Here is a 24,086-nt window from a genome sequence, read left to right as displayed (position 1 = left end):
AAAGTGATCATTTCGGGTGCCGCGGGCTCCGTCAGCGCCAGTTCCGACCGGCTCGGCCCGGACCGGGCCGAGGTGATCGACGCGGGGGTGTCGGCCGCCGCGGTGGTACGGATGCCGGAGCGTCACGCCGACTCGACTCCATCCCGTGGCCGGCGTCCTCGCCGGGAGGTGGTGGGCTGAAGAGCCGGACCCGGTCCGTGCTGAGGTCGTTGAGGATCGGCCGCAGATGGAGCTGATACGAGGCTCGTACAGGGGCTGAGGATCCGCTTGCCCGGAAACCGGTGCCCTCAGCCCCCGCGCCCCCGTGAACCTTTCTGTGCCGTGCGGGGAACAAGGGGTGACGCGCTCACCGACCGAACCCCAGGAGACACTGTGGCCGGACCCCCGGCTGGACCCCCGCTTGAACTGTCGCCCGACCCATCGGCCGGACTGGCGGACACGCCGCCCCAGGACGATGCCGGGATCGTCACCCAGTCGCTGGAGGAGCCGGAGATCTTCGCCGGGCTCTACGACCGCCACGCTCCCGACATCCACCGGTACGTCGCCCGCCGCCTCGGGGAGGGCGCGGCTGACGACATCACGGCGGAGACCTTCCTCATCGCCTTCCGTTCCCGGCGCCGCTACGACACCGCCCGCCTGGGCGCCCGGCCCTGGCTGTACGGCATCGCGGCGAACCTCATCGGCAAGCACCGGCGCGGCGAGGAGCGGAGCCTGCGCGCCCTGGCCCGGACCGGGGAGGACCCGGTCGCCGCGTCCTGGAGCGACCGGTCCGACAACCGGATAGCCGCCCAGGCGCCGCTGGCCGGAGCGCTCGCCGCGCTCTCTCCCGGCGACCGCCATGTGCTGCTGCTCGTTGCCTGGGCCGACCTCGCCTACGAGGAGGTCGCCGAAGCGCTGCGCATCCCGGTCGGCACCGTACGGTCCCGCCTCAACCGCGCCCGCCGCAAGGTTCGCGCGGCGCTCGACACCGACCCCGCATTCACGTCCGACATCATGGAGACGAGCCCGTCATGGACGACATGACCACCCTGCGCCAGATGCGCGCCGACGCTCCCGTTCCCGACCGTGCCGCGCTCGCTCCCGGCCGGCGGCGGCTCACCGAGGCCATCGCGGACGGCCGCCGCGCCCGCCGACTGCGCGCCGACTGGCGGATCGCCGCGATCGGCGCAGCTGCGGCGATCACCGCCGCCGCCCTGCTGACCGCACAGATCGGCGACGCCTCCGGCCCCTCCCAGGGCGGCGTCGCCGCGGCGAAGCCCCTGACCCTGAGCAGCCCGGCCGAGGTACTGAACCAGGCCGCCGACGCGCTGGAGATGCAGCAGGCCCCGCCCGAGCCGCGCAAGGACCAGTGGATCTACACCAGGACGAAGACTGTCGAGCAGAAGCCCCAGGGGAGCTCTTCCGCCGCGGGCCGGAGCTCGTTCAACCCCGACTCCCGGATCCCGGACAGCCCCGAGTCCCGGCGCGTGTTCAATAACCTCAACTCCCGGATCTCGGACAGCCCCGACTCCTGGGTTCCGTACGACAACTCCGCCGCGGCCAAGAAGGGCAAGGACGACGACTACCGCACGTCTCTCCAGGTGTACCGGGCCGCCAACAAGCTGCCCGATGACCCGGCCCGCCTACTGGAGAAGGTCCGCTCGTTCTATCCGACGGGCCACACTGCCGAGGCCCCTCCCGAGGCCGAGGCCCAACACAGCTTCCGCGCGATGGGGCTGATGATCGAGAACTACCCAATCGCCCCGGACGCCCTCGCCCGTCTTTACCGGGCGCTGGCCACCATCCCTGGTGTCGAGGTCACCGACCATCTGGTGAAGGACGCCGCCGGGCGCGACGCCATTGCCATCACCCGTAAGGAGGACGGCTCGCACCAGCAGCGCGAGATCCTCATCAGCCCCCGCGACTACAGCTATGCGGGCATCCGCTTCGTGGCCGCCGAGGACTACGAGGCGATCTTCATGCCCGGCACCGAGCTCCCGGCCGAGAAGCACAAGGCTGGGGAGATCATCACCAGCACGGCGCGGGTCAGTGCAGCCGTGGTCGACGCCAAGGGCGACAAGCCCTGACGAGGAGTTCTCCCTCGTGGACCTTCGGGCGCGGCTGGCCGGGGCGTACTGGTCCGGCCGGCCCCCACCGCCTTGATTTCGGTCCCGGCCGCCCCGCGCCCCTTCTGCGACGATGCCGAGGGAAGTGAGGGGAGGGCGGCCACGAAAGGACAGGGATCGGTATGTGCGGAATCGTCGGGTATGTCGGTGAGCAGCCCGCGCTTGATGTCGTCGTCGCAGGGCTCAAGCGCCTCGAATACCGGGGCTACGACTCCGCGGGCGTCGCCGTTCTCGCCGACGGCCAACTGGCCTCTGTGAAGAAGGCCGGCAAGCTCGTCAATCTGGAGAAGGCGCTGGTCGAGAAGCCCCTCCCGGCCGGCACCGCCGGCATCGGGCACACCCGCTGGGCCACGCACGGCGCTCCCACCGATGCCAACGCCCACCCGCATCTCGACAATGCGGGCCGGGTCGCCGTCGTACACAACGGCATCATCGAGAACTTCGCGCTGCTGCGCGCCGAGCTCGCCGAGCGCGGCCATGATCTGGCGTCCGAGACCGACACCGAGGTCGTCGCCCATCTGCTCGCGGAGGCGTACTCGTCGAGCGGTGATCCGGCAGAGGCGATGCGGCAGGTCTGCCGACAGCTCGAAGGGGCATTCACGCTGGTGGCCGTGCACGCCGATGAGCCGGACCTGGTGGTGGGGGCCCGGCGGAACTCGCCGCTCGTGGTCGGGGTCGGGGACGGGGAGGCGTTCTTGGCCTCCGACGTGGCCGCGTTCATCGCCCACACCCGGTCCGCGATCGAGCTGGGACAGGATCAGATCGTCGAGCTGCGCAGCCAGTCCATCACGGTCACGGACTTCGACGGCCGGCCCGCCGAGGTCCGCAGGTACCACGTGGACTGGGACGTCTCCGCCGCCGAGAAGGGCGGCTACGACTACTTCATGCTCAAGGAGATCTTCGAGCAGCCGAAGGCCGTGGCCGACACCCTGCTCGGGCGGATCGACCGCGCGGGCTCGCTCCACCTCGACGAGGTACGCATCCCGCCGAGCGTGCTCCGAGAAGTCGACAAGGTGGTCGTCGTCGCCTGCGGGACCGCCTTCCACGCCGGGATGATCGCCAAGTACGCCATCGAGCACTGGACCCGGCTGCCCTGCGAGACGGAGCTCGCCAGCGAGTTCCGCTACCGCGACCCGATTCTCGACCAGCGCACCCTCGTCATCGCGATCTCCCAGTCCGGCGAGACGATGGACACGCTGATGGCGCTGCGGCACGCCCGCGAGCAGGGGGCGAAGGTCCTCGCCATCTGCAACACCAACGGCTCGACCATTCCGCGTGAGTCCGACGCGGTCCTCTACACGCACGCCGGGCCGGAAGTCGCCGTCGCCTCGACCAAGGCGTTCTTGACGCAACTCGTCGCCTGCTACCTCGTCTCGCTGTATCTCGCCCAGGTCCGCGGCGCGAAGTGGGGCGACGAGATCCGGACCGTCGTCCGGCAACTCTCCGAGATTCCCGGGCAGATCGAAGGGCTCCTGAAGGACATGGAGCCGGTGCGGCGGCTCGCCCGCTCCCTCGCCGACCACGACACCGTCCTCTTCCTGGGCCGCCATGTGGGCTACCCGGTGGCCCTCGAAGGCGCGTTGAAGCTCAAGGAACTCGCGTACATGCATGCCGAGGGCTTCGCCGCCGGTGAGCTCAAGCACGGGCCGATCGCGCTCATCGAGGACGATCTGCCGGTCGTCGTGGTCGTGCCGTCGCCGCGTGGCCGGTCGGTGCTCCACGACAAGATCGTGTCGAACATGCAGGAGATCCGGGCCCGCGGTGCCCGCACCATCGTCGTCGCGGAGGAGGGCGACGAAGCGGTCGCTGCGTACGCCGACCATCTCATCAGGATTCCCGCTGCGCCTACGCTGCTTCAGCCGCTGGTGGCGACCGTCCCGTTGCAGGTCTTCGCCTGCGAACTGGCCACCGCCCGCGGCAACGAGGTGGACCAGCCGCGCAATCTGGCGAAGTCCGTGACAGTCGAGTGAATCAATGAATGAGTGAGTGAGCGCGTGATCATCGGGGTCGGGATCGATGTGGCGGAGATCGAACGGTTCGGTGCGGCGCTGGAGCGCACGCCACATCTGGCCCAGCGGCTCTTCCTGGACAGAGAATTGCTGCTGCCCAGTGGTGAGCGGCGCGGTATCGCCTCGCTGGCCGCCAGGTTCGCCGCCAAGGAGGCCGTCGCGAAGGCGCTCGGCGCGCCGGGCGGGCTGCTGTGGACGGACGCCGAGGTGTACGTCGAGGACAGCGGGCAGCCCCGGCTGCGCGTCCGCGGGACCGTCGCCGCGCGTGCGGCGGAGCTGGGCGTGGCGCACTGGCACGTCTCGCTGAGCCATGACGCGGGGGTGGCGTCGGCCGTGGTGATCGCGGAGGGTTGAGTGCATGCGTACTGCGTACAGCGTTCAGACCGTACGGGCCGCGGAACGGGCCCTGATGGCCAAGCTGCCCAAGGGCGCCTTGATGCAACGGGCCGCCGCGGGTCTCGCCGCGGTCTGCGGCGATCTGCTGCGGCGGCGCGGCCGGATGTACGGGTCCCGGGTCGTCCTGCTCGTCGGCAGCGGCGACAACGGGGGCGACGCGCTGTACGCGGGCGCCCGGCTGGCCCGGCGCGGCGCGGGTGTGCGCGCCGTGCTCACCTCGCCGGGGCGCGCCCATGAGGGCGGGCTCGCGGCGCTGCTCGCGGCGGGCGGGCGCGTGGCGGAGGGGGACGCGTTGACGAGTGCCTGGGGCGGGCACATCGATCTCGTCGTCGACGGGATCACCGGCATCGGCGGGCGCGGCGGGCTGCGCGCGGAGGCCGCCGGACTGGTGCGGGCCTTCGAGGCGACCGGTGCGACCGTCGTCGCTGTCGATCTGCCCAGCGGGGTCGAGGCCGACACCGGCGAGGTGCTCGGCGACGCCGTGCGCGCCGACGCGACCGTCACCTTCGGCACGTACAAGCCCGGGCTGCTCATCGACCCGGCCGCCGGCCTGGCGGGCGCCCTGCACCTCGTCGACATCGGGCTCGGACCCGAGCTGCCCGACGTACCCGGTCTGGAGGCTCTGCAGTACGCGGACGTTGCCGCACTTCTGCCGTTTCCCGGCGATGAGAGCGACAAGTACCGACGTGGTGTCGTCGGCGTCGTCGCCGGGTCGGAGCGGTACCCGGGGGCGGCGGTGCTGGCGGTCTCCGGGGCGCTGCGGGGCGGTGCCGGCGCCGTGCGGTACGTCGGTCCCGGCGCCGACGCGGTGATCGCCCGCCATCCGGAGACGCTGGTCCACGCCGGGCCGCCGTCGAAGGCGGGGCGGGTGCAGGCATGGGTCGTCGGGCCGGGGCTCGGTGACGGCACCAAGGCCGTCGAGGCGGTCCGTGGCGTGCTGGCCGCGGACGTTCCGGTGCTTGTCGACGCGGACGGGCTGCGGCTGCTCGACGCCACCGTCGTACGCTCGCGCACCGCACCGACCGTCCTCACGCCGCACGCCGGTGAGGCCGCAGCTCTGCTCGGCGTCCCGCGCGAGGAGGTCGAGGCGGGGCGGCTCGCCGCCGTGCGGGAACTGGCCGCCCGCTACCGCGCCACGGTCCTGCTGAAGGGGTCGACGACCCTGGTCGCCACCGAGACCGGACACACTCCCGTACGGGTCAACCCGACCGGCACCTCCTGGCTGGCCACGGCCGGCAGCGGCGATGTCCTCTCCGGCCTGACCGGCTCCCTGCTGGCCGCGGGCCTCGCCCCGAGCGACGCCGCGTCCGTCGGCGCATATCTGCACGGCCTGGCCGCCCGCCACGCCTCGAACGGCGCCCCCGTCGCCGCGCAGGACGTCGCCGAGGCGATTCCGGTGGCATGGCGGGACGTCCGGGCCTGAGCGATCCTGGGCGCAGGCAGAGGCAGGCAGACGCCGACAGGGGGCGACAGGGGCCGACAGGGGCGACAGGAGGGCCGATCGTGGGCAGCAGCGATGTGCGTATACGCCGGGTGTACGACCCGCAGGAGGACGGCGACGGCACCCGCGTCCTCGTCGACCGGCTCTGGCCGCGCGGCGTGGCCAAGGACCGGGCCCGCATCGACAAGTGGCTCAAGGACGTCACCCCGTCGAACGAGCTGCGCGCCTGGTACCACGAGGACCACTCGGGCACCCGCTACGACGATTTCGTCGACCGCTACCGCGCCGAGCTGGACGACCCCGCCCACACGGCGGCCGTCGGGGAGCTGGTGGAACTGGTCCGCGCGGGCGGCCCGGTGACGCTGGTCACGGCGGTCAAGGACGTCCCGCACAGCCATGTCCCGGTCCTCGTCGACCATCTGGAACACCAGCTGCGTCATCACTGAGGTGTACACACCCGTACACACCCGGCACGGCGCACGACCCCGGCTGCGGGGCCTTCCCGACCCGCCGCCCGAGGGTCCTGTCGTGCGTCTCTGAGAGACTTGGCGCGATGAACGAGACAGCGTCCTTGAGAGCCCGTGCCGAGATCGACCTCGCCGCATTGCGCGCCAACGTGCGTGTACTGCGCGCCCGGACGGCAGGCGCGCAGCTCATGGCCGTCGTCAAATCCGATGCGTACGGGCACGGTGCGGTGCCCTGCGCCCAGGCCGCGCTGGAGGCCGGGGCGACCTGGCTGGGCACCGCGACGCCGCAGGAGGCGCTCGCCCTGCGGGCTGCCGGGCTCGGCGGCCGGGTGATGTGCTGGCTGTGGACGCCGGGTGGCCCCTGGCGCGAGGCCATCGAGGCCGGCATCGATGTGTCGGTGAGCGGGATGTGGGCCCTGCGTGAGGTCCTCGCCGCGGCCACGGAGGCCGGCATTCCGGCCCGTATCCAGCTCAAGGCCGACACCGGCCTCGGGCGCAACGGCTGCCAGCCCGCCGACTGGCCGGAGCTGGTCGCCGCCGCCCGCACTGCCGAGGACGCGGGCACCGTCAGGGTCACCGGCCTCTGGTCCCACTTCGCGTGCGCCGACGAGCCCGGCCACCCCTCCATCGCCGCCCAGCTGAACGTGTTCCGGTCCATGGTCGCGTACGCGGAGAAGCAGGGCGTCGACCCCGAGGTGCGCCATATGGCCAACTCCCCGGCGACGCTGACGATCCCCGAGGCGCACTTCGATCTCGTACGGACCGGGATCGCGATGTACGGCATCTCGCCCAGCCCCGAGCTGGGCACACCGGCCGACTTCGGGCTGCGCCCCGTCATGACGCTCGCGGCGTCGGTCGCCCTGGTCAAGCAGGTGCCGGCCGGTCACGGGGTCAGTTACGGACACCACTACACGACCTCCGGCGAGACCACTCTGGGCCTGGTGCCGGTCGGCTACGCGGACGGCATCCCGCGCCACGCGTCCGGCCGCGCACCCGTCCTGGTCGGCGGTGCGTGGCGGCGGATCGCGGGCCGGGTGGCCATGGACCAGTTCGTCGTCGACCTCGACGGGGACGAGATCGAGGTGGGCAGCGAGGCGGTGCTCTTCGGCCCGGGGGACCGGGGAGAGCCGAGCGCCGAGGACTGGGCGCAGGCCGCCGACACGATCGCGTACGAGATCGTCACCCGGATCGGCACTCGTGTGCCGCGCGTCCATCTGCATGGCACCCCGGCCGAGTCCTGACCGATCAAGCGTTCCTGACCAGGCACGATCTGAGCACGACCGGAACAGACCAGCCCTGACCTGACGGATACGACCGACAAGGAGCGCGGCACGGTGAGCGAGATCAGCGCGGGGGACGCGGTGACGGACGCCGCTACGGCGGTCGGCTGGCGCCGGGCGGGATTCGCTGGAGCCGCCATAGGTGTGATCGCGGCCGGAGCCGCCGCCGGCGTCGCGGTCGAGCGGCTGACCGTGGGCCGGGGCATGCGCAGGAAGGCCAGGCTGGAGCTGGACGCCTCGGGACCGTACGGCTCGCTGCGCGGACTGCCCGGCCGGGCCACGGCCGACGACGGCACCGAGCTGTACTACGAGATCGACGAGGTCGAACCGGACGGCGGCACGGGGACCGGTTCGGGCGGCGAGAGCGCAACCGCCGCCACCGGGGTCGGTACGCGCCGCCGCCGGCTCTTCGGCCGCAAGGCACCCGCACCCGTCACCGTGGTCTTCAGCCACGGCTACTGCCTCAACCAGGACTCCTGGCACTTCCAGCGGGCGGCGCTGCGCGGTCTGGTCCGTACCGTCCACTGGGACCAGCGCAGCCACGGCCGCTCCGAGCGGGGCCGGGACCAGGCGGGCGGGGTGACGGTCGGCATCAACCAGCTCGGCCGTGATCTGAAGGCGGTCATCGACGCGGCCGCCCCGGAAGGGCGGCTGGTGCTGGTCGGGCACTCGATGGGCGGCATGACGATGATGGCGCTCGCCGAGCAGTACCCCCAGCTCATCCGGGACCGGGTCGCTGCCGTGGCCTTCGTCGGCACATCGAGCGGGAAGCTCGGCGAGGTCAGTTTCGGGCTGCCGATCGCGGGCGTGAACGCGGTGCGACGGGTGCTGCCCGGGGTGCTCAGGGCGCTCGGCTCCCAGGCCGAACTGGTGGAACGGGGCCGACGGGCAACCGCCGATCTCTTCGCCGGGTTGATCAAGCGGTACTCGTTCGGTTCGCGGGACGTGGACCCGGCGGTCGAACGGTTCGCCGAGCGGCTCATCGAATCCACCCCGATCGATGTGGTCGCCGAGTTCTACCCGGCCTTCACCGAACACGACAAGAGCCACGTCCTGCCCGCCTTCCGTGACCTCCCGGTGCTGATCCTGGCGGGCGACAAGGACCTGGTGACGCCCAGCTCGCACAGCGAGGCCATCGCTGATCAGCTCCCGGAGGCGGAGCTGGTCATCGTCCCGGACGCCGGTCATCTGGTGATGCTGGAACACCCTGAGACGGTGACGGACCGGCTGGCGGACCTGCTGGTACGCGTCGGTGCGGTGCCGGCAGCGGCTAACGTTGGCGAGCATGGAAGCACCGCACAACAGCCTGACGGCTGAGGCGGGCGAGGGTGCCGCGCCGGGCACCGTCACCGTGAGCCTCGCCGTCGAGTCCCCCGAACAGATGCAGGCCCTCGGCCGCCGGATCGCCGGTGTGCTGCGCCCCGGCGACCTCGTGATGCTCAACGGTGAACTCGGCGCCGGAAAGACGACGCTGACCCGGGGGCTCGGCGAGGGCCTCGGGGTGCGCGGCGCCGTCACCTCTCCCACCTTCGTGATCGCCCGCGTCCACCCGTCCCTGACCGGCGGTCCCGCGCTGGTCCACGTCGACGCGTACCGCCTCGGCGGCGGGCTGGACGAGATGGAGGACCTGGACCTCGATGTCTCGCTGCCGGAGTCGGTGGTGGTCGTGGAGTGGGGCGAGGGAAAGGTCGAGGAGCTGTCGGAGGACCGGCTGCAGGTGCTCATCCACCGCGCGGTCGGCGACACGGACGACGAACGGCGCTCGGTGACGCTGGTGGGGATCGGGGCGCGCTGGGCGGGACTGCGCGAGGACATGACCACCGAACTGCCGGGACAGGCGGCCCGGTAGGGGGTGCTGCTGGACGGGTGCCTCACTTACGACCTCGGGGGCAATAGTGAGCGGCGTCGCTGCGTCTGGCACGCACGCTCGCGGCCTTGATCCAGTCCCTATTTCCCCCGAGGTCGTTACCGTGCTGCCGGTCTTCGGCGTGCTCAGTTCGAGTTGCGGATTCGGTCGTCCGGCACTCTTTCCGACAAGCCGTCGGTAAATTGTTGCGCGGGGAGCGTCGGTCGTGGTCACATGGACGGGAGACCTGGTTAGGTCTGCCTAACCACGACCTCCACCGGAGCTCCAGGAGGTATCCATGCCGACGCCCGAGCATGACCCGCAGCCGCAGCCGCAGCCGCAGCCGCAGCCGTCACCGCAGCCGTCCTCCCCCCTGTCGATGAAGGACCTGCTGGCCTCGTGCGCCGCCGCCACGGCGGTGTCCACGCCACCGGTCGAGCCGGCTGAACCTGCTGAGCCGGACGAGGAAGAAACGGACGAGCTGCCGTCCCGGCGCGACGCGGCATAGCCTGTGCGCGGTGTCCCGTCACGGGACGAGGGCAGAACCGGCGGCTGACAGCTACGGGACGACGACCACGTTCGTGTGCACCGGCGCGAACTCCCACAGCGCATCCCCGTCGGCCCGGGACATCCGCACGCCGCCCGTCTTCAGTGACGGGTCCGGGCTCTTCATAGAGCCGTCCACCGCCGCGCTGAACCCGACGGACACGCCCTCCACCGTCGCGAACCGCACCACGTGCTCGATCATCACGCCGTCCGAGCCCTTGGTGGGCGGCCCCTGGCGCGGCGTAACCACCTCGTACGTCCCGGGCTGCGGACTCAGCGTGCTCGGCATGACCTCGAAGGTCCTGGCCACATCCCCGGCCGCGTCGACGAGCCACACCTGACGGTCCTCCAGGGCGTACACCACACGCTTTCCGGTGCCGGAGCCGACCGGGAGCGCGGCCGGCGGCTTCTCGTCCTTCGGCTTGTCGTCCTTCGGCTTGTCGTCGCCGGTGGCCGGGGCGCTGCTGGAAGTTTTCGGCTTGGGGACGGCGACGGAGTCGGGGGCGTTCGCCGAGGCCTGGTAGGCCAGGAAACCGACCACGCCTAGAGCCGCCGCAGTGAGCCCGGCCACGAATCCCGAGCTGCCCCTAGACACCGTGCGCGCCCCTTTCGCTTCCGTTCGTAGTACAAGCGTTTACGTCGTACCCGCGTGTACACGGTGACGGTAGCAGCCGGGGCGGGGCGTACCGGGACGCCGTACAGGAGACCGTGCCCGGTCGGAGGAGCCGTAGGCTGTTTGCGTGCTCTTGCTCGCCGTGGATACCGCCACCCCCGCCGTCACCGTCGCCCTGCACGACGGGACCTCCGTCGTCGCCGAGTCCGGTCAGGTCGATGCTCGAAGGCACGGGGAACTGCTGCTGCCCGCCGTCGACCAGGTCCTCGCCGAGGCCGGAGCGGGCCTCGACGCCGTGACGGACGTGGTCGTGGGCGTCGGCCCCGGACCGTACACCGGTCTGCGGGTCGGCCTGGCCACGGCCGCGACCTTCGGCTCCGCGCTCTCCGTACCCGTGCACGGGCTGTGCACCCTGGACGGTCTCGCGTACGCCGCCGGGCAGGACGGCCTGGAAGGCCCGTTCGCCGTCGCGACGGACGCCCGCCGCAAGGAGGTCTACTGGGCGAGGTACGTGGACTCCCGTACGCGCGCCACGGAGCCCGCCGTCGACCGGCCCGCCGACATCGCCGAGCAGCTCGCCGGACTCCCCGTCGTCGGGGCGGGCGCGGTGCTCTACCCCGAGGTCTTCCCGGACGCCCGGGGCCCCGAGCACGTCTCCGCAGGGGCGCTGGCGGCCCTCGCCGCCGAGCGTCTCGCCGCAGGGGCGGAACTGCTGCCGCCGCAGCCGCTCTACCTCCGCAGGCCCGATGCCCAGGTCCCCAAGAACTACAAGGTGGTCACCCCGAAGTGACGACCACGACTGCCGTGCTGCGCGAGATGCGCTGGTGGGACATCGATCCGGTGCTGGACCTCGAACACGAGCTGTTCCCGGAGGACGCCTGGTCGGCCGGCATGTTCTGGTCCGAACTGGCGCACTCCCGCGGCCCGCGGGCCACTCGCCGCTATGTGGTCGCCGAGGACCCCGCCACCGGCCGGATCGTCGGCTATGCCGGGCTCGCCGCGGCCGGTGATCTCGCCGACGTACAGACGATCGGTGTCACCCGCGGTCACTGGGGCGGCGGCCTCGGCTCCGCACTCCTCACCGATCTGCTGAAGCACGCCACGGCCTTCGAGTGCGCCGAGGTGCTGCTCGAAGTCCGCGTCGACAACACCCGGGCGCAGAAGCTGTACGAACGCTTCGGCTTCGAACCGATCGGCTTCCGCCGCGGCTACTACCAGCCGGGCAACGTCGACGCACTCGTCATGCGCCTCCACGTACACGAAGACGTACACGAAGACGTACAAGAGCACGCACAAGAGCTCGCACAGGAAACAGAGACTGACTGATGGCTGACGAACCGCTCGTACTCGGCATCGAGACCTCCTGCGACGAGACCGGCGTCGGTATCGTCCGCGGTACGACGCTGCTCGCCGACGCCGTCGCGTCCAGCGTCGACACGCACGCCCGCTTCGGCGGCGTCGTCCCGGAGATCGCCTCCCGCGCGCACCTGGAGGCGATGGTCCCCACCATCGAGCGCGCCCTGAAGGAGGCCGGGATCAGCGCCCGCGACCTCGACGGCATCTCCGTCACCGCGGGCCCCGGGCTGGCGGGCGCGCTGCTCGTCGGCGTCTCGGCGGCGAAGGCGTACGCGTACGCGCTGAACAAGCCGCTCTACGGGGTGAACCACCTCGCCTCGCACATCTGTGTCGACCAACTGGAACACGGCCCGCTGCCCGAGCCGACAATGGCGCTGCTGGTCAGCGGCGGCCACTCCTCGCTGCTGCTCGCGCCGGACATCACCAACGACGTACGGCCGCTGGGCGCGACCATCGACGACGCGGCGGGCGAGGCCTTCGACAAGATCGCCAGGGTGCTGAACCTCGGCTTCCCCGGCGGCCCGGTCATCGACCGGCTGGCGAAGGAGGGCGACCCGAAGGCCATCGCGTTCCCGCGCGGTCTGAGCGGCTCGCGCGATCCCGCGTACGACTTCTCCTTCTCCGGCCTGAAGACGTCCGTCGCCCGCTGGATCGAGGCGAAGCGGGCCGCCGGCGAGGACGTGCCGGTACGGGATGTGGCCGCGTCCTTCCAGGAGGCCGTGGTGGATGTGCTCACCCGGAAGGCCGTCCGGGCCTGCAAGGACGAGGGCGTCGACCACCTGATGATCGGCGGCGGTGTCGCGGCCAACTCGCGGCTGCGGGCGCTGGCCGAGGAACGGTGCGAGCGGGCCGGTATCCGGCTGCGGGTGCCGCGGCCGGGGCTGTGCACGGACAACGGGGCGATGGTCGCGGCGCTGGGCGCGGAGATGGTAGCCCGGGGCCGGCCGGCCTCGGACCTGGAGCTGTCCGCGGACTCGTCGCTGCCGGTGACCGACACCCACGTACCGAGTGCCCACGCACACGCACACGACCACGATCACGACCACGTGCACGAGATCAGCAAGGACAACCTCTACTCATGAGCGGTACGACCGTCGCGCTGATGTGGGAGGCCCGCGCCGCCGAGGGCAGGGGCTCCGAACTCCTGGAGTGGGCGCGCGCCCGGTCGGCCGAGCTGGCCCACGAGCCGCTGCGCCGCGAGCTGCTGCGCGCCCCGCAGGACCGGGTCCTGGTCATCACCTGGTGGCAGGGGGCGTACGGCGACGAGCTGCCCGAACTCCCCGAGCCGGACGCCGAGCTGATCACCCGCCCGGTGCACCGCTGGCGCTTCGAGTCCCTGGAAGCCGTCGAATCCCTCGGCTGAGGACATTCTGTGGTCCCGTCAGGGCACGGCGACGCCCAGCGAGTCGGCGCCCATCGCCTTCGGCGCGCCCTTCTCGTAGAACACGTCGAGATCGACGATCGTGAACCCCGCGGCCGTCAGCATCTCGGCGACCGGCCGGGTCAGATGGCACCCGGCGAAGAGCCGCCGCTCCACCGGATCGAGTCGGCGCTGCCAGCGGCGTACGTTCTCGTCCTCCTCCGGAGCCAGCCCGTGCTCCAGGAAGTGCAGGGTCGCGCCAGGCTTGAGAACCCGCCGCACCTCGCGCAGCGCCGCATCGGCGTCGGGGACGGTGCACAGCGTCCAGGTGGACAGGGCGCCGTCGAAGGTGTTGTCCTCGAACGGCAGGTATCGGCTGTCCAGACAGGCGCGCCGCACCGGTGTGTGCCCCGCCTCGATACGGTCATGGGCCAGCTTCCAGCCGAGATCGGACGGCTCGACCGCGGCCACGTCGGTGACGGCGTCCGGGTAGAACGGAACGTTGTGTCCGGAGCCGAACCCGATCTCGATGATCTCGCCGTACAGGCCCTCGCAGACCCGGCGCCGCAGCGGTTCGACCGCCTTCGTTCCGCCGACGACATCGACGATCCGGGGCACGATCCGCTCGACATAGAACCCCATCGTGCACCTCCGTGCGTCCCTTTCCAGCATGGCACCTCGGCGGCCCCGCCGCACCGTGCCGCCCGCAGGGGGAGGGCCGGTCGGTAGGGTCGGGCCCATGTCTCGCCGCGCACAACTGCCGCCGCCCCCACCGCCCGTGGAGATACGCGCCTGGCCCGACCGTGAGGCGCTGCTCACCGACCGGGCCGTGGTGCTCGGGGAGTTGGTGAAGATGCATGTTTCACCGGGCCGGCTGGCGATGCTGTGGCTGTGGGGAGCGCTCTGTGCGGTGGGCTGGTCGCTGGTGGGCGCGGCGCTCATCACGCTGGAGGAGACGTACGACGTCTTCAGTGCCTTGCTCGGCGTGATCCTCGCCGCCATGGGCGTCTGCTGCATGGTGCCCGCGATCGTCCTCGTCGTCATCGGTCTGCGCCGCGACCGCGATATTCGCCGACTGCTCGCCGCCTGGGGCGAGTTGGGCCGCGATCCGGCGCGCGACGCGCGGTTGCGGATGCCGGGCGTCAGCCTCCTCTGGCTGCTGACGTCCTTCGCGCTGTGCGCACTTGGGCTGTACGCGTGCATTGCCGTCCCGGCGACCGCCGAGGTGGGCCGGGAGACCTACGGTCTGGTTGCCCTGGTCATGGGACTGGGGATGACCGGCTGGATCGTCGGACTGATCGGCATCACCAAGGCGTTCGCCCACCGCCGTTGGGTGCTGCGGACCCTGATCGGGGCGACCGCTCCCGAGCCGCTGTGCTCCGTTGGGGGCGGCGCGCGCCGCTGAACCCGGACCTGGTCGCGCAGCGCGGTGCGGACCAGGCCCGACGGCCGTCGGCGCCGCCGGTCAGACGGGGCCGGTCACCGGGCGGCCGATCAGCATCGTCGGGGCTCCGGCCACCCGGGTCAGGAAGACCGTCGCGGCGTTCGGCCCCTGAAGCTTCATCCGGCGGCGCAGCTCCTCCGGTTCGACGGCCGAGCCGCGCTTCTTCACCGTCAGGACGCCGACCTTCCGCTCCCGCAGCAGCGCCTTGAGCTTCTTCATGTTGAACGGCAGCCGGTCGGTGATCTCGTACCCGGTGGTGTACGGGGAGTCGTAGGGCTGGTCGCTCGTGACGTACGCGATGGTCTCGTCGATCAGTCGGCCGTCGCACCGCGCCACGATGTCGGCGACCAGATGGGCGCGGATGACGGCGCCGTCCGGCTCGTACAGAAAGCGGCCGACCGGGCCGACGGGCGGGGCGGGCAGCGGGGCGCCGGACCACAGGGTGGCGCGGGCCGGAAGCACGGTGGCGCGGTAGGAACCGGCCGCGAAGCCCTCGCCGAACCAGAGCACCGCCTCCTTCACATCGCCGCCGTCCGAGATCCACTCGGCCTCCGCCTGCGCCGGGATCGCCTCGTGCGGGATGCCGGGGGCGATCTTCAGCGCGGCGCGGGGGGCCTTGAGCGCGGCGCCGGTTGCCCAGGAGAGCGGCGGTGAGTACGCCTCGGGGTCGAAGATCCTGCCCCTGCCGCCGCGCCGGGCCGGGTCGACGAAGACCGCGTCGTACGGCGAGGTGTCGATCTCGGTGACATCGGCGCAGCGCACCTCGATCAGACCGTCCAGGCCGAGCGCGGCGGCGTTGGCGCGGGCCACCTCGGCGGTCAGCGGGTCGCGGTCCACCGCGAGGACACGGATGCCCGACCGTGCGAGCGCGATCGCGTCGCCGCCGATTCCGCAGCAGAGGTCGGCGACGCTCCGCACGCCGCCCGCCTCCACGAATCGCTGTGCGCGATGGGTGGCCACCGACGTGCGCGTCGCCTGCTCGACGCCGTTCGGCGTGAAGAACATCCGGTACGCGTCCTCGGCACCGAATTTCGCTACCGCCCGCTGCCGCAGCCGCGCCTGCCCCAGCGCCGCCGAGACCAGCGAGGCCGGGTGGGTGCGGCGCAGCCGGGTGGCGGTGGCGAGCTCCTGGGCGGGGTCGTACGACCGCAGCCCGTCCAGGAGCGCCGCGCCCTCGGGGGTGCGCAGGGCCATGAAAGCGGCGAGGGGGTCGCCTGCGCCGGACGGGGCGGGAGCGTCGGACCGGCCGTCGGCGGTGGACGGGCCGTTCGGGGGGAGAGCGTTCACCCGTCCCATTGTGAGCCAGCCGGGTTGACCGGCGGGCCCGGTGGCGGTGTCGGGCCGGGGCGCCGGACCACGTGCTGGCAGGATGCGACGCCATGCAGCTAGTGCGACAAAAGGAAAAATTAACATGAAAAGGAGTAGCCCGGGTGTGCCCGAACCGGGGTGCGGGCGGGGCCCCGGCAGGCATCGGCCGGCCTGCGCGGTCCTGGCCGCACTCCTGGTCGCCGCGGTCTGCTCCGGCTGCGTCTTCGGGGCCGACGGCCGGAGCGGTGACGGCGACGAGCACCGGGCCCGACCCGCCGCCGGACTCGCGGGTGGCCCCGGACAGTGGGCCGGCCAGGGCGGCGCACCCGCCGGGCCCCGTGAGAACGCGAGGTTCAGCCCGGCTGTACGGGCGGCCCTCGCCAAGAAGTGGGGGCTGGACAGTCCACCCCTGATCGCACCCCCGCCGCCTGCCGTGAAGCCGCACATCACCACCCGCGAGGGGTTCAAGGTCAACGGCGGCGACGACTCGCTGCCGCCGGTCTTCACCACCGTCCCGACCAAGGACCGGATCGTTTTCCTGACGATGGACGACGGTGCCGAGAAGGACCCCGAACTGCTGCAGATGATGGACGAGCTGGACATCCCGTACAGCGCCTTCCTCAGCGACTACCTGGTGCGCGACAGCTACGGGTACTTCCTGGAGATGCAGCGGCTGGGCGTCGGCCTCAACAACCACACGCTCAGCCATCCCCACCTGCCCCGGCTCTCGTACAGCGAGCAGCGGAGCGAGATCTGCGACCAGCAGGCCATCATCGAGAAGCAGTACGGGCAGCGCCCCACCCTCTTCCGCCCGCCGTACGGCACATACGACTCGGACACGCTCCGCATCGCGAAGGCCTGCGGCATCAAGGCCGTGCCGCTCTGGAACGCGGAGGCGTTCCCGGACCGCATGGAGTACCGCGAGGAGGACCAGGATCTGCACCCCGGCGACATCATCGTCACGCACCTCCGGGGCCGGAAGGACTGGGGCGGCAGCATGGCCGACCTGGTACGGGCGGTCATGAAGACCATCACGGACAAGGGGTACGCCGTGGCCCGGCTGGAGGACTACGTATGAGAAGGGTGCACCGGCTGCTCGCCGCGGGGCGATGCGGGAGCGGGTTCGACGGCTGGTACGGAGGTTCGAGCATGAACCCACGGTCGTACGGAACGGCGCGGTGAGTCCCTTCGTTGTCCCTGTGTTGTCCGGACCGTTGCGCTGCCTGGGCTGTGGCATGCGGCCGGCGCCCCGTCGCACCGTGCGCGGGCGGGGCCGGCATGACGCCACGACTGACTGAATTGGCACTCCGCTTGACCGAGTGCTAATCCCGGTCATAGTCTCGGTGCTGGCACTCACCACTGGAGAGTGCCAGCAGTACTGTGCGACTGGCAGGTCCGGCACCCGCGACGACGGATCCACCTGGTCGCCACACCAAGACTCTTAACCCCGTGAGATCTCCGAAGGGGGAGACCGGATCGTGTCGACCGCCAGCTCCAAGGTTGCGATCAAGCCGCTCGAGGACCGCATTGTGGTCCAGCCGCTCGACGCCGAGCAGACCACGGCCTCCGGCCTGGTCATTCCGGACACCGCCAAGGAGAAGCCCCAGGAGGGCGTCGTCCTGGCCGTGGGCCCGGGTCGCTTCGAGAACGGCGAGCGCCTTCCGCTCGACGTCAACACCGGCGACGTCGTGCTGTACAGCAAGTACGGCGGCACCGAGGTGAAGTACAACGGCGAGGAGTACCTCGTCCTCTCGGCTCGCGACGTTCTCGCGATCGTCGAGAAGTAATTCACCCACGTTTGCTTCTGTTCTGCGCCCCTGGCCCCCTGCGAATAACCAGCCGGGCGGTCCGGGGCGCAGTTCGTTTGAGAGGAATGCTCAGCTGCCATGGCGAAGATTCTGAAGTTCGACGAGGACGCCCGTCGCGCCCTTGAGCGCGGCGTCAACAAGCTTGCCGACACGGTCAAGGTGACGATCGGCCCCAAGGGCCGCAACGTCGTCATCGACAAGAAGTTCGGTGCTCCCACCATCACCAACGACGGTGTCACCATCGCGCGCGAGGTCGAGATCGACGACCCGTACGAGAACCTCGGTGCCCAGCTGGTGAAGGAGGTGGCGACCAAGACCAACGACGTGGCGGGTGACGGTACGACCACCGCCACCGTGCTGGCCCAGGCACTCGTCCGCGAGGGTCTGCGCAACGTTGCCGCGGGTGCTTCCCCGGCCGCCCTGAAGAAGGGCATCGACGCCGCGGTCAAGGCCGTGTCCGAGGAGCTCCTCGCGACCGCCCGCCCGATCGAGGACAAGACCGACATCGCCGCCGTGGCCGCGCTCTCCGCGCAGGACCCGCAGGTCGGCGAGCTCATCGCGGACGCGATGGACAAGGTCGGCAAGGACGGTGTCATCACCGTCGAGGAGTCCAACACCTTCGGTCTGGACCTCGACTTCACCGAGGGCATGGCCTTCGACAAGGGCTACCTGTCCCCGTACATGGTGACCGACCAGGAGCGTATGGAGGCCGTCCTCGACGACCCGTACATCCTGATCCACCAGGGCAAGATCGGCTCGATCCAGGAGCTGCTCCCGCTCCTGGAGAAGGTCATCCAGGCCGGTGGCTCCAAGCCGCTGCTGATCATCGCCGAGGACGTCGAGGGCGAGGCGCTGTCGACCCTCGTCGTCAACAAGATCCGTGGCACCTTCAACGCCGTCGCGGTGAAGGCCCCGGGCTTCGGTGACCGCCGCAAGGCCATGCTCGGCGACATCGCCACCCTCACCGGTGCGACCGTCATCGCCGAGGAGGTCGGCCTCAAGCTCGACCAGGCCGGTCTGGACGTGCTGGGCACCGCCCGCCGCGTCACCGTCACCAAGGACGACACGACGATCGTGGACGGCGGCGGCGAGCCCGGCGACGTCAAGGGCCGGGTCAACCAGATCAAGGCCGAGATCGAAGCCACGGACTCCGACTGGGACCGCGAGAAGCTCCAGGAGCGCCTCGCGAAGCTGGCCGGCGGCGTGTGCGTGATCCGTGTCGGTGCCGCCACCGAGGTGGAGCTCAAGGAGAAGAAGCACCGTCTGGAGGACGCCATCTCCGCGACCCGCGCCGCGGTCGAGGAGGGCATCGTCTCCGGTGGTGGCTCTTCCCTGGTCCACGCCGTCAAGGTTCTCGAGGGCAACCTCGGCAAGGCCGGCGACGAGGCCACCGGTGTCGCGGTCGTGCGCCGCGCCGCCGTCGAGCCGCTGCGCTGGATCGCCGAGAACGCGGGCCTCGAGGGTTACGTCATCACCTCGAAGGTCGCCGAGCTCGACAAGGGCCAGGGCTTCAACGCCGCGACCGGTGAGTACGGCGACCTGGTGAAGGCCGGTGTCATCGACCCGGTCAAGGTCACCCGCTCCGCGCTGGAGAACGCCGCGTCCATCGCGTCGCTGCTGCTCACGACCGAGACGCTGGTCGTCGAGAAGCCGGCCGAGGAAGAGGCCGAGGCCGGTCACGGCGGCCACGGCCACTCGCACTAGCGGCTATCTCAGCTCAGCCACTGAGGCCCGGTACCCCGTCGCGGGGTACCGGGCCTCGGGCTGTCGGATCAAGCCCGTCCGGCGTTCGAGGCCCGGGACCGGGGAATGGGTATCCGCTCCGGTAAACGCCCACTCACTGAGGCCCGTACTTGCGGCCTGTCTTGGAGGTGACCCCTCCGAGCAGGCCGCGCGGCGTCACCTTCACCAGCCCCATCAACGCCTTGTACCGCGGGTCCGGGATCGAGACCGACCTACCGCGCGCCAGGTCCGCCAGGGCCACCGCCACCAACTTGTCCGCGTCGAGCCACATCCAGCCCGGGATGTTGCCGGTCCCCATTCCGGCCCGCTCGTGGAACTCGGTCCGTACGAAGCCGGGGCACAGCGCCATCAGCCGCACCCCCGAACCGGCCAGGTCCTTCGCCGCGCCCTGGGTGAACTGCACGACCCATGCCTTGGACGCGCCGTACGTCCCGCGCGGCACGAACGCAGCCACCGAGGCCACATTGACGACCCCGCCCCGCCCGCGCTCCCGCATTCCGGCCGCGGCCGCCGAAGTCAGCCGCAGCACCGCCTCGCAGTGCACCTTCAGCATTTTCAGCTCATCGGCCATGGGCACATCCAGATAGCGGCCCTTGTTGCCGAACCCGGCGTTGTTGACCAGCAGATCGACCGACTGGTGACGATCCGTCAACCGGGCCTCGACCGCGGCGATCCCCTTGTCCTCGGACAGGTCGGCCGTCAGCACCTCGGCCTCGATGCCGTGCCGGTCGTGCAGCTCGGTCGCCTGCTCGCGCAGCCGCTCGGTGTTGCGCGCCACCAGCACCAGGTTGTGCCCATCGGCCGCGAGCCGCCGCGCGAATGCGGCTCCGATCCCTGCGGTGGCGCCCGTAATCAGTGCAGTCGTCATATGCGGCACGTTAGTGCCTGTCCGGCACGCCGCGATCAGCTGTCCGCCTCCGCCTCCACGTACTTCACAGCGGCACGCAGCGACTCGGGATGCAGCGCGTCCCGTGCCGCGAGCAGCTTCGGGAACAGCTCCAGTCGCGTTGGCGAGGCGGCTCGCTCCACACTCAAAGATGCACGCCAATAATTCGCACCCAGCCCAAGAGCCCCTTATGGTTGAAGGGTGATCGAAGCCCGTCATCTCCGCGTCCTGCGGGCCGTGTCCGCCACCGGCTCGTTCTCCGCCGCCGCCCGCGAACTGGGCTGCACCCAGCCGGCGGTCAGCCAGCAGATGAAGGCCCTGGAAGCCTCTGCGGGGACCACCCTGCTGATCCGTACGGGACGCGAGATGCGGCTCACCCAGGCGGGGGAGGCCCTCGTCCGGCACGCCTCCGGAATCCTCGCCGGGCTCACCGCCGCCGAGGAGGAGGTCGCCGCCATCGCCGGACTGCGGGCCGGTCGGGTGCGGCTCGCCTCGTTTCCGAGTGGCAGCTCCACGCTGGTCCCCGGCGCCCTCGCGGCACTGCGCACGGCCCACCCCGGCACCCGGGTCTCCCTGGTCGAGGCCGAGCCGCCGCGCTCGGTCGAGATGCTGCGCGAGGGCGACTGCGACATCGCGCTGACATTCCGCTACGGCGCCTCCGGCACGGAGTGGGACGACCTGGTCGTACGCCCGCTGCTCACCGACCGGCTGATCGGCCTGGTCCCCGAGGGGCACCGGCTTGCCGGTTCGGCCGCGGTCGGTATCGCCGAGCTGGCCGACGAGCCGTGGATCGCGGGCTGTCCGCGCTGCCGCCGTCAGCTGGTGGAGGTCTGTGAGGAGTCCGGCTTCACGCCCCGGATCGACTTCGCCACCGACGACTACCCGGCAGTGATCGGTTTGGTCGGCGCCGGCCTCGGAGTGGCCGTACTGCCGGAGCTGGCGATCGAGTCGGTACGCCCCAAGGGGGCCCGCACCGTGACGGTCGAGCCGGCCATCGAGCGCGAGATCGTCGCTCTGACCCTGCCCGACCTGGCCCAGGTGCCGGCGGTGGCGGCCACCCTGGACCGGCTGTCCCTGGCGGCCTCCCGCTGACGAGGGCCTGCCTGTGGCCCGGCCGCCCTCGGTGGCCGGGTGAAGTGCGGAAACGTTTTTGTATTTGGTGGGCGGGGCGCGGCGGGATCAGCCGTGCCCCGACGGGGACGGAAGGCCCGACGGCGCCGCTGCCGCGATCAGACGGTTGCGGGCCCGTCCCATGAGCTCCTCGCGTTCGTCCTCGGTCAGTCCGCCCCACACTCCGTAGGGCTCTCGTACCGCCAGTGCGTGTGCTGCACACTCGGCACGTACCGGGCATCGCATACAGACCTCTTTTGCCGAGTTCTCGCGGGCGCTCCGTGCCGCCCCGCGTTCACCCTCCGGGTGGAAGAACAGCGAGCTGTCGACCCCGCGGCAGGCCGCCAACAGCTGCCAGTCCCACAGATCGGCGTTGGGTCCGGGAAGCCGGGAGAAATCTGCCATTGCTTGTCTCCTCGAAACCATGCTGCGTCGGAATCGTCGTTGTCGTCTGCGGTTGACCGTGTCCATGACATCTACATCTACGGGTGTAAGTAGATGTAAATATGACTGATTGCGAATCTAGCCACAGACACCAGCAAAAGGGAAGAAAACCCGCCAAATAGGGCATATCTTCACGCGAAGTTTCGGTTGACGACTGAATGATTCGCGCCGCTCCCCTCTGCGCACGTGACCTCACGTAGAGTGCCGAACTCTGCTGTCCGACCCGTAACTCTTTCGAGTGACCGTCGTTGAGAGGGCGGAGGCGGTTGACAGAAAAAGCGATCGGGCAGGTGTCCGAGAGCGTCAACCGCTCAGGTGACGACTTGTTACAGCCTGGAGGCTCAAGGTGACGCGCATCAGCTGCGGAGGACGGTCATGACATCCGTCCTCGTCTGCGACGACTCCCCGCTTGCCCGAGAAGCGCTCCGTCGCGCGGTCGCGACCGTGCCCGGCGTCGAGCGTGTGACGACGGCGGCCAACGGCGAGGAAGTCCTCCGCCGCTGGGGCGCCGACCGTTCGGATCTGATTCTGATGGATGTACGCATGCCCGGTCTGGGGGGTGTGGAGACGGTCCGGCGGCTGCTCTCCGCCGACCCCGGCGCCAGGATCATCATGCTGACCGTCGCCGAGGACCTGGACGGTGTCGCGCTCGCGGTCGCCGCCGGTGCCCGCGGCTACCTGCACAAGGACGCCTCACGCGCGGAGCTGCGGGCCACCGTCACCCAGGCGCTGGCCGATCCGACGTGGCGGCTCGCCCCGCGCCGGCTGCGGTCGGCCGAGATGGGTGCGGCGCCGACGCTCACCGCGCGTGAGATCCAGGTGCTCGAAGGAATGAGTCACGGCCGCTCGAACGCCGAGATCGGCCGTGAGCTGTTCCTCTCCGAGGACACGGTGAAGACGCACGCCAGGCGTCTGTTCAAGAAGCTCGGCGCCTCGGACCGGGCGCACGCCGTGGCGCTCGGCTTCCGCTGGGGCCTGGTCCGCTGAGGACCAGTCATGGCCGGCAGCCGGTCGATTCCCCGTCCGCACACCGGCGGACGGGGCGACGCGGCCGACGAGCGCGGGGCGGGCTCCGCCCCGCCGGTGGTGCCCTCCGCGCCGACGGTATGTGACGCTTCCCGGCCGATGCCGCATCCTTGAGAGGTCGGGAACGATTCGGTCCAGCGGAAGGGGAGGGCGCAGGGCATGACTTCCGGCGCACCCGCTCATAACGCTTCGGTGCACAACTACGGAGGCGGCGGAGCAGAAGACGCGGCTCCGAGGCACCATGGTCCGATGCGCGACGACGAGACGACGGTGATCGGTGCACTGGTGCACCGTGCTGTCGAGGGGGACGCGCAGGCCACCCATGATCTGCTGGCCCATGTCCACCCTCTCGCGCTGCGCTACTGCAGGTCCCGGCTGAACCGGCTGCCCGGTGATGCCCGTCACTTCGTGGAGGATCTGGCGCAGGAGGTCTGTGTCGCGGTGCTGATGGCGCTGCCGCGCTACAAGGACACCGGCAGACCTTTCGAAGCCTTTGTCTTCGCCATCGCGGGCCACAAGGTCGCCGATCTCCAGCGGGCCGCCATGCGGCACCCGGGATCGACGGCCGTCCCCTCCGACGAGATGCCCGAGCGGCCGGACGATTCGCTCGGGCCCGAGGAGCGCGCGCTGCTCAGCAGCGATGCGGCCTGGGCCAAGAAGCTTCTTGCCAACCTCCCGGAGAACCAGCGTGAGCTGCTCGTCCTGCGGGTGGCAGTCGGTCTGACCGCCGAGGAGACCGGACAGATGCTGGGCATGTCGCCGGGTGCGGTCCGGGTTGCCCAGCACCGGGCGCTGAGCAGGCTGAGGGCCCTCGCGGAGCAGTGAGCCGGCTCCCGCCGCGGTCCGTACGAAGCTACAGAACCTCTAGGTGATCTTGCTCGTGGAATGAGACACCCCC

At 70.8% G+C, this 24,086-nt stretch carries 28 protein-coding genes; 22 read left to right on the top strand and 6 right to left on the bottom strand.

Translation table 11 applies throughout. The features are described from left to right. Positions 1 to 3 precede the first annotated feature (3 nt). The 11 genes from ABT115_RS09405 to ABT115_RS09355 all read left to right on the top strand — a co-directional run bounded on the left by ABT115_RS09405 (position 4) and on the right by ABT115_RS09355 (position 10,052). Positions 4 to 180 carry a hypothetical protein gene (locus tag ABT115_RS09405; RefSeq protein ID WP_351785998.1) on the top strand — a complete coding sequence of 59 codons (177 nt, stop codon included), beginning with the start codon at positions 4 to 6 and terminating at the stop codon, positions 178 to 180. Between the two features lie 192 nt (positions 181 to 372). After that, positions 373 to 1,023 (top strand): RNA polymerase sigma factor, encoded by a 651-nt coding sequence (locus ABT115_RS09400; protein WP_502969052.1) that lies wholly within the window; start codon positions 373 to 375, stop codon positions 1,021 to 1,023. Beyond that, positions 1,011 to 2,066: a CU044_5270 family protein gene (locus tag ABT115_RS09395; RefSeq protein WP_351785996.1), complete on the top strand. Its 1,056-nt coding sequence runs from the start codon at positions 1,011 to 1,013 to the stop codon at positions 2,064 to 2,066. The genes ABT115_RS09400 and ABT115_RS09395 overlap by 13 nt, the downstream gene beginning before the upstream one ends. A 161-nt stretch (positions 2,067 to 2,227) precedes the next feature. Beyond that, entirely contained in the window at positions 2,228 to 4,075 is a 1,848-nt protein-coding gene (gene glmS / locus ABT115_RS09390) for a glutamine--fructose-6-phosphate transaminase (isomerizing) (RefSeq protein WP_351785993.1), read from the top strand. 24 nt (positions 4,076 to 4,099) lie between these two features. Next, positions 4,100 to 4,468 carry a holo-ACP synthase gene (locus tag ABT115_RS09385; RefSeq protein WP_351786214.1) on the top strand — a complete coding sequence of 123 codons (369 nt, stop codon included), beginning with the start codon at positions 4,100 to 4,102 and terminating at the stop codon, positions 4,466 to 4,468. A 4-nt stretch (positions 4,469 to 4,472) separates the two neighbouring features. Continuing rightward, complete coding sequence (locus tag ABT115_RS09380; RefSeq protein WP_351785990.1) at positions 4,473 to 5,933, top strand: NAD(P)H-hydrate dehydratase; 1,461 nt, start codon at positions 4,473 to 4,475, stop codon at positions 5,931 to 5,933. 77 nt (positions 5,934 to 6,010) lie between these two features. Beyond that, positions 6,011 to 6,397: a DUF488 domain-containing protein gene (locus tag ABT115_RS09375; protein ID WP_351786211.1), complete on the top strand. Its 387-nt coding sequence runs from the start codon at positions 6,011 to 6,013 to the stop codon at positions 6,395 to 6,397. A gap of 107 nt (positions 6,398 to 6,504) precedes the next feature. Then, entirely contained in the window at positions 6,505 to 7,659 is a 1,155-nt protein-coding gene (alr, locus tag ABT115_RS09370) for an alanine racemase (protein ID WP_351785987.1), read from the top strand. Between the two features lie 93 nt (positions 7,660 to 7,752). Beyond that, a complete protein-coding gene (locus ABT115_RS09365; protein WP_351785984.1) occupies positions 7,753 to 9,015 on the top strand; it encodes an alpha/beta fold hydrolase in 1,263 nt (420 codons plus the stop codon). Next, positions 8,984 to 9,547 (top strand): tRNA (adenosine(37)-N6)-threonylcarbamoyltransferase complex ATPase subunit type 1 TsaE, encoded by a 564-nt coding sequence (tsaE, locus tag ABT115_RS09360; protein WP_351785981.1) that lies wholly within the window; start codon positions 8,984 to 8,986, stop codon positions 9,545 to 9,547. Before ABT115_RS09365 ends, tsaE begins: the two co-directional genes overlap by 32 nt. 295 nt (positions 9,548 to 9,842) lie before the next feature. After that, complete coding sequence (locus tag ABT115_RS09355) at positions 9,843 to 10,052, top strand: hypothetical protein (RefSeq protein ID WP_351785979.1); 210 nt, start codon at positions 9,843 to 9,845, stop codon at positions 10,050 to 10,052. A gap of 51 nt (positions 10,053 to 10,103) precedes the next feature. On the opposite strand, the gene ABT115_RS09350 is transcribed toward ABT115_RS09355, so the two are convergent. Next, positions 10,104 to 10,685 (bottom strand): hypothetical protein, encoded by a 582-nt coding sequence (locus ABT115_RS09350; protein WP_351785976.1) that lies wholly within the window; start codon positions 10,683 to 10,685, stop codon positions 10,104 to 10,106. Positions 10,686 to 10,830: 145 nt separating this feature from the next. Between ABT115_RS09350 and tsaB the strand changes: the two genes are divergently transcribed. Genes tsaB through ABT115_RS09330 form a run of 4 tightly spaced genes read left to right on the top strand, consistent with a single transcriptional unit; the run spans position 10,831 to position 13,422 of the window. Beyond that, positions 10,831 to 11,493: a tRNA (adenosine(37)-N6)-threonylcarbamoyltransferase complex dimerization subunit type 1 TsaB gene (gene tsaB, locus ABT115_RS09345; RefSeq protein WP_351785973.1), complete on the top strand. Its 663-nt coding sequence runs from the start codon at positions 10,831 to 10,833 to the stop codon at positions 11,491 to 11,493. After that, positions 11,490 to 12,029 carry a ribosomal protein S18-alanine N-acetyltransferase gene (gene rimI / locus ABT115_RS09340; protein ID WP_351785970.1) on the top strand — a complete coding sequence of 180 codons (540 nt, stop codon included), beginning with the start codon at positions 11,490 to 11,492 and terminating at the stop codon, positions 12,027 to 12,029. The genes tsaB and rimI overlap by 4 nt, the downstream gene beginning before the upstream one ends. Then, on the top strand, positions 12,029 to 13,141 hold the full coding sequence (gene tsaD, locus ABT115_RS09335) for a tRNA (adenosine(37)-N6)-threonylcarbamoyltransferase complex transferase subunit TsaD (protein WP_351785967.1): 1,113 nt from the start codon (positions 12,029 to 12,031) through the stop codon (positions 13,139 to 13,141). Before rimI ends, tsaD begins: the two co-directional genes overlap by 1 nt. Continuing rightward, on the top strand, positions 13,138 to 13,422 hold the full coding sequence (locus ABT115_RS09330; RefSeq protein WP_351785965.1) for a hypothetical protein: 285 nt from the start codon (positions 13,138 to 13,140) through the stop codon (positions 13,420 to 13,422). Before tsaD ends, ABT115_RS09330 begins: the two co-directional genes overlap by 4 nt. An 18-nt stretch (positions 13,423 to 13,440) precedes the next feature. On the opposite strand, the gene ABT115_RS09325 is transcribed toward ABT115_RS09330, so the two are convergent. Further along, positions 13,441 to 14,061, bottom strand: a complete 621-nt coding sequence (locus ABT115_RS09325) for a class I SAM-dependent methyltransferase (RefSeq protein ID WP_351785962.1) — start codon at positions 14,059 to 14,061, stop codon at positions 13,441 to 13,443. Between the two features lie 97 nt (positions 14,062 to 14,158). On the opposite strand from ABT115_RS09325, the gene ABT115_RS09320 reads away from it, so the two are divergent. Next, positions 14,159 to 14,824 carry a hypothetical protein gene (locus ABT115_RS09320; protein ID WP_351785959.1) on the top strand — a complete coding sequence of 222 codons (666 nt, stop codon included), beginning with the start codon at positions 14,159 to 14,161 and terminating at the stop codon, positions 14,822 to 14,824. Between the two features lie 60 nt (positions 14,825 to 14,884). Here the strand turns inward: ABT115_RS09320 and ABT115_RS09315 are convergent, their stop codons facing one another. After that, positions 14,885 to 16,159 carry a THUMP-like domain-containing protein gene (locus tag ABT115_RS09315; RefSeq protein WP_351785957.1) on the bottom strand — a complete coding sequence of 425 codons (1,275 nt, stop codon included), beginning with the start codon at positions 16,157 to 16,159 and terminating at the stop codon, positions 14,885 to 14,887. Positions 16,160 to 16,274: 115 nt separating this feature from the next. On the opposite strand from ABT115_RS09315, the gene ABT115_RS09310 reads away from it, so the two are divergent. From ABT115_RS09310 to groL, 3 genes are all read left to right on the top strand, one after another. Next, complete coding sequence (locus ABT115_RS09310; protein WP_351785955.1) at positions 16,275 to 17,249, top strand: polysaccharide deacetylase family protein; 975 nt, start codon at positions 16,275 to 16,277, stop codon at positions 17,247 to 17,249. A 400-nt stretch (positions 17,250 to 17,649) separates the two neighbouring features. Next, the gene (groES, locus tag ABT115_RS09305; protein WP_351785952.1) at positions 17,650 to 17,958 is read left to right on the top strand and encodes a co-chaperone GroES; all 309 of its coding nucleotides are present in this window, start codon (positions 17,650 to 17,652) and stop codon (positions 17,956 to 17,958) included. Between the two features lie 99 nt (positions 17,959 to 18,057). Continuing rightward, a complete protein-coding gene (groL, locus tag ABT115_RS09300; RefSeq protein WP_351785950.1) occupies positions 18,058 to 19,683 on the top strand; it encodes a chaperonin GroEL in 1,626 nt (541 codons plus the stop codon). A 133-nt stretch (positions 19,684 to 19,816) separates the two neighbouring features. Here groL and ABT115_RS09295 read toward each other — a convergent pair whose 3' ends face one another. Both ABT115_RS09295 and ABT115_RS09290 read right to left on the bottom strand, forming a co-directional pair. Beyond that, a complete protein-coding gene (locus ABT115_RS09295; RefSeq protein WP_351785947.1) occupies positions 19,817 to 20,590 on the bottom strand; it encodes an SDR family NAD(P)-dependent oxidoreductase in 774 nt (257 codons plus the stop codon). Between the two features lie 35 nt (positions 20,591 to 20,625). Continuing rightward, a complete protein-coding gene (locus ABT115_RS09290) occupies positions 20,626 to 20,757 on the bottom strand; it encodes a hypothetical protein (RefSeq protein WP_351785945.1) in 132 nt (43 codons plus the stop codon). 52 nt (positions 20,758 to 20,809) lie between these two features. Here ABT115_RS09290 and ABT115_RS09285 point away from each other — a divergent pair, with 52 nt between their 5' ends. Next, entirely contained in the window at positions 20,810 to 21,700 is an 891-nt protein-coding gene (locus ABT115_RS09285) for a LysR family transcriptional regulator (protein ID WP_351785943.1), read from the top strand. Positions 21,701 to 21,787: 87 nt separating this feature from the next. Here ABT115_RS09285 and ABT115_RS09280 read toward each other — a convergent pair whose 3' ends face one another. After that, positions 21,788 to 22,123 carry a WhiB family transcriptional regulator gene (locus ABT115_RS09280; protein WP_093893461.1) on the bottom strand — a complete coding sequence of 112 codons (336 nt, stop codon included), beginning with the start codon at positions 22,121 to 22,123 and terminating at the stop codon, positions 21,788 to 21,790. Positions 22,124 to 22,537: 414 nt separating this feature from the next. Between ABT115_RS09280 and ABT115_RS09275 the strand changes: the two genes are divergently transcribed. Beyond that, positions 22,538 to 23,149, top strand: a complete 612-nt coding sequence (locus ABT115_RS09275) for a response regulator transcription factor (RefSeq protein WP_003948568.1) — start codon at positions 22,538 to 22,540, stop codon at positions 23,147 to 23,149. Positions 23,150 to 23,437: 288 nt separating this feature from the next. Further along, the gene (locus tag ABT115_RS09270; RefSeq protein ID WP_003966888.1) at positions 23,438 to 24,013 is read left to right on the top strand and encodes a sigma-70 family RNA polymerase sigma factor; all 576 of its coding nucleotides are present in this window, start codon (positions 23,438 to 23,440) and stop codon (positions 24,011 to 24,013) included. The last annotated feature ends 73 nt before the right edge of the window (positions 24,014 to 24,086 follow it).

It is taken from the genome of Streptomyces sp. NPDC001832 (genome assembly GCF_040297265.1).
In the GTDB taxonomy this organism is placed as follows: domain Bacteria; phylum Actinomycetota; class Actinomycetes; order Streptomycetales; family Streptomycetaceae; genus Streptomyces.
The sequence above is the reverse complement of the archived record's forward strand: the minus strand, read 5'-3'. Positions and strand labels throughout refer to the sequence as shown.

What these genes read in the sequence shown, in the direction of transcription:
- ABT115_RS09280 (WP_093893461.1), bottom strand. Translation starts at nt 22,123, where the DNA reads ATGGCAGATTTCTCCCGGCTTCCCGGACCCAACGCCGATCTGTGGGAC.
- ABT115_RS09320 (WP_351785959.1), top strand. Translation starts at nt 14,159, where the DNA reads ATGTCTCGCCGCGCACAACTGCCGCCGCCCCCACCGCCCGTGGAGATA.
- tsaE (WP_351785981.1), top strand. Translation starts at nt 8,984, where the DNA reads ATGGAAGCACCGCACAACAGCCTGACGGCTGAGGCGGGCGAGGGTGCC.
- glmS (WP_351785993.1), top strand. Translation starts at nt 2,228, where the DNA reads ATGTGCGGAATCGTCGGGTATGTCGGTGAGCAGCCCGCGCTTGATGTC.
- ABT115_RS09275 (WP_003948568.1), top strand. Translation starts at nt 22,538, where the DNA reads ATGACATCCGTCCTCGTCTGCGACGACTCCCCGCTTGCCCGAGAAGCG.
- tsaD (WP_351785967.1), top strand. Translation starts at nt 12,029, where the DNA reads ATGGCTGACGAACCGCTCGTACTCGGCATCGAGACCTCCTGCGACGAG.
- ABT115_RS09325 (WP_351785962.1), bottom strand. Translation starts at nt 14,061, where the DNA reads ATGGGGTTCTATGTCGAGCGGATCGTGCCCCGGATCGTCGATGTCGTC.
- ABT115_RS09380 (WP_351785990.1), top strand. Translation starts at nt 4,473, where the DNA reads ATGCGTACTGCGTACAGCGTTCAGACCGTACGGGCCGCGGAACGGGCC.
- ABT115_RS09330 (WP_351785965.1), top strand. Translation starts at nt 13,138, where the DNA reads ATGAGCGGTACGACCGTCGCGCTGATGTGGGAGGCCCGCGCCGCCGAG.
- ABT115_RS09270 (WP_003966888.1), top strand. Translation starts at nt 23,438, where the DNA reads ATGCGCGACGACGAGACGACGGTGATCGGTGCACTGGTGCACCGTGCT.
- ABT115_RS09295 (WP_351785947.1), bottom strand. Translation starts at nt 20,590, where the DNA reads ATGACGACTGCACTGATTACGGGCGCCACCGCAGGGATCGGAGCCGCA.
- ABT115_RS09315 (WP_351785957.1), bottom strand. Translation starts at nt 16,159, where the DNA reads ATGGGACGGGTGAACGCTCTCCCCCCGAACGGCCCGTCCACCGCCGAC.
- ABT115_RS09395 (WP_351785996.1), top strand. Translation starts at nt 1,011, where the DNA reads ATGGACGACATGACCACCCTGCGCCAGATGCGCGCCGACGCTCCCGTT.
- alr (WP_351785987.1), top strand. Translation starts at nt 6,505, where the DNA reads ATGAACGAGACAGCGTCCTTGAGAGCCCGTGCCGAGATCGACCTCGCC.
- ABT115_RS09310 (WP_351785955.1), top strand. Translation starts at nt 16,275, where the DNA reads ATGAAAAGGAGTAGCCCGGGTGTGCCCGAACCGGGGTGCGGGCGGGGC.
- ABT115_RS09355 (WP_351785979.1), top strand. Translation starts at nt 9,843, where the DNA reads ATGCCGACGCCCGAGCATGACCCGCAGCCGCAGCCGCAGCCGCAGCCG.
- groL (WP_351785950.1), top strand. Translation starts at nt 18,058, where the DNA reads ATGGCGAAGATTCTGAAGTTCGACGAGGACGCCCGTCGCGCCCTTGAG.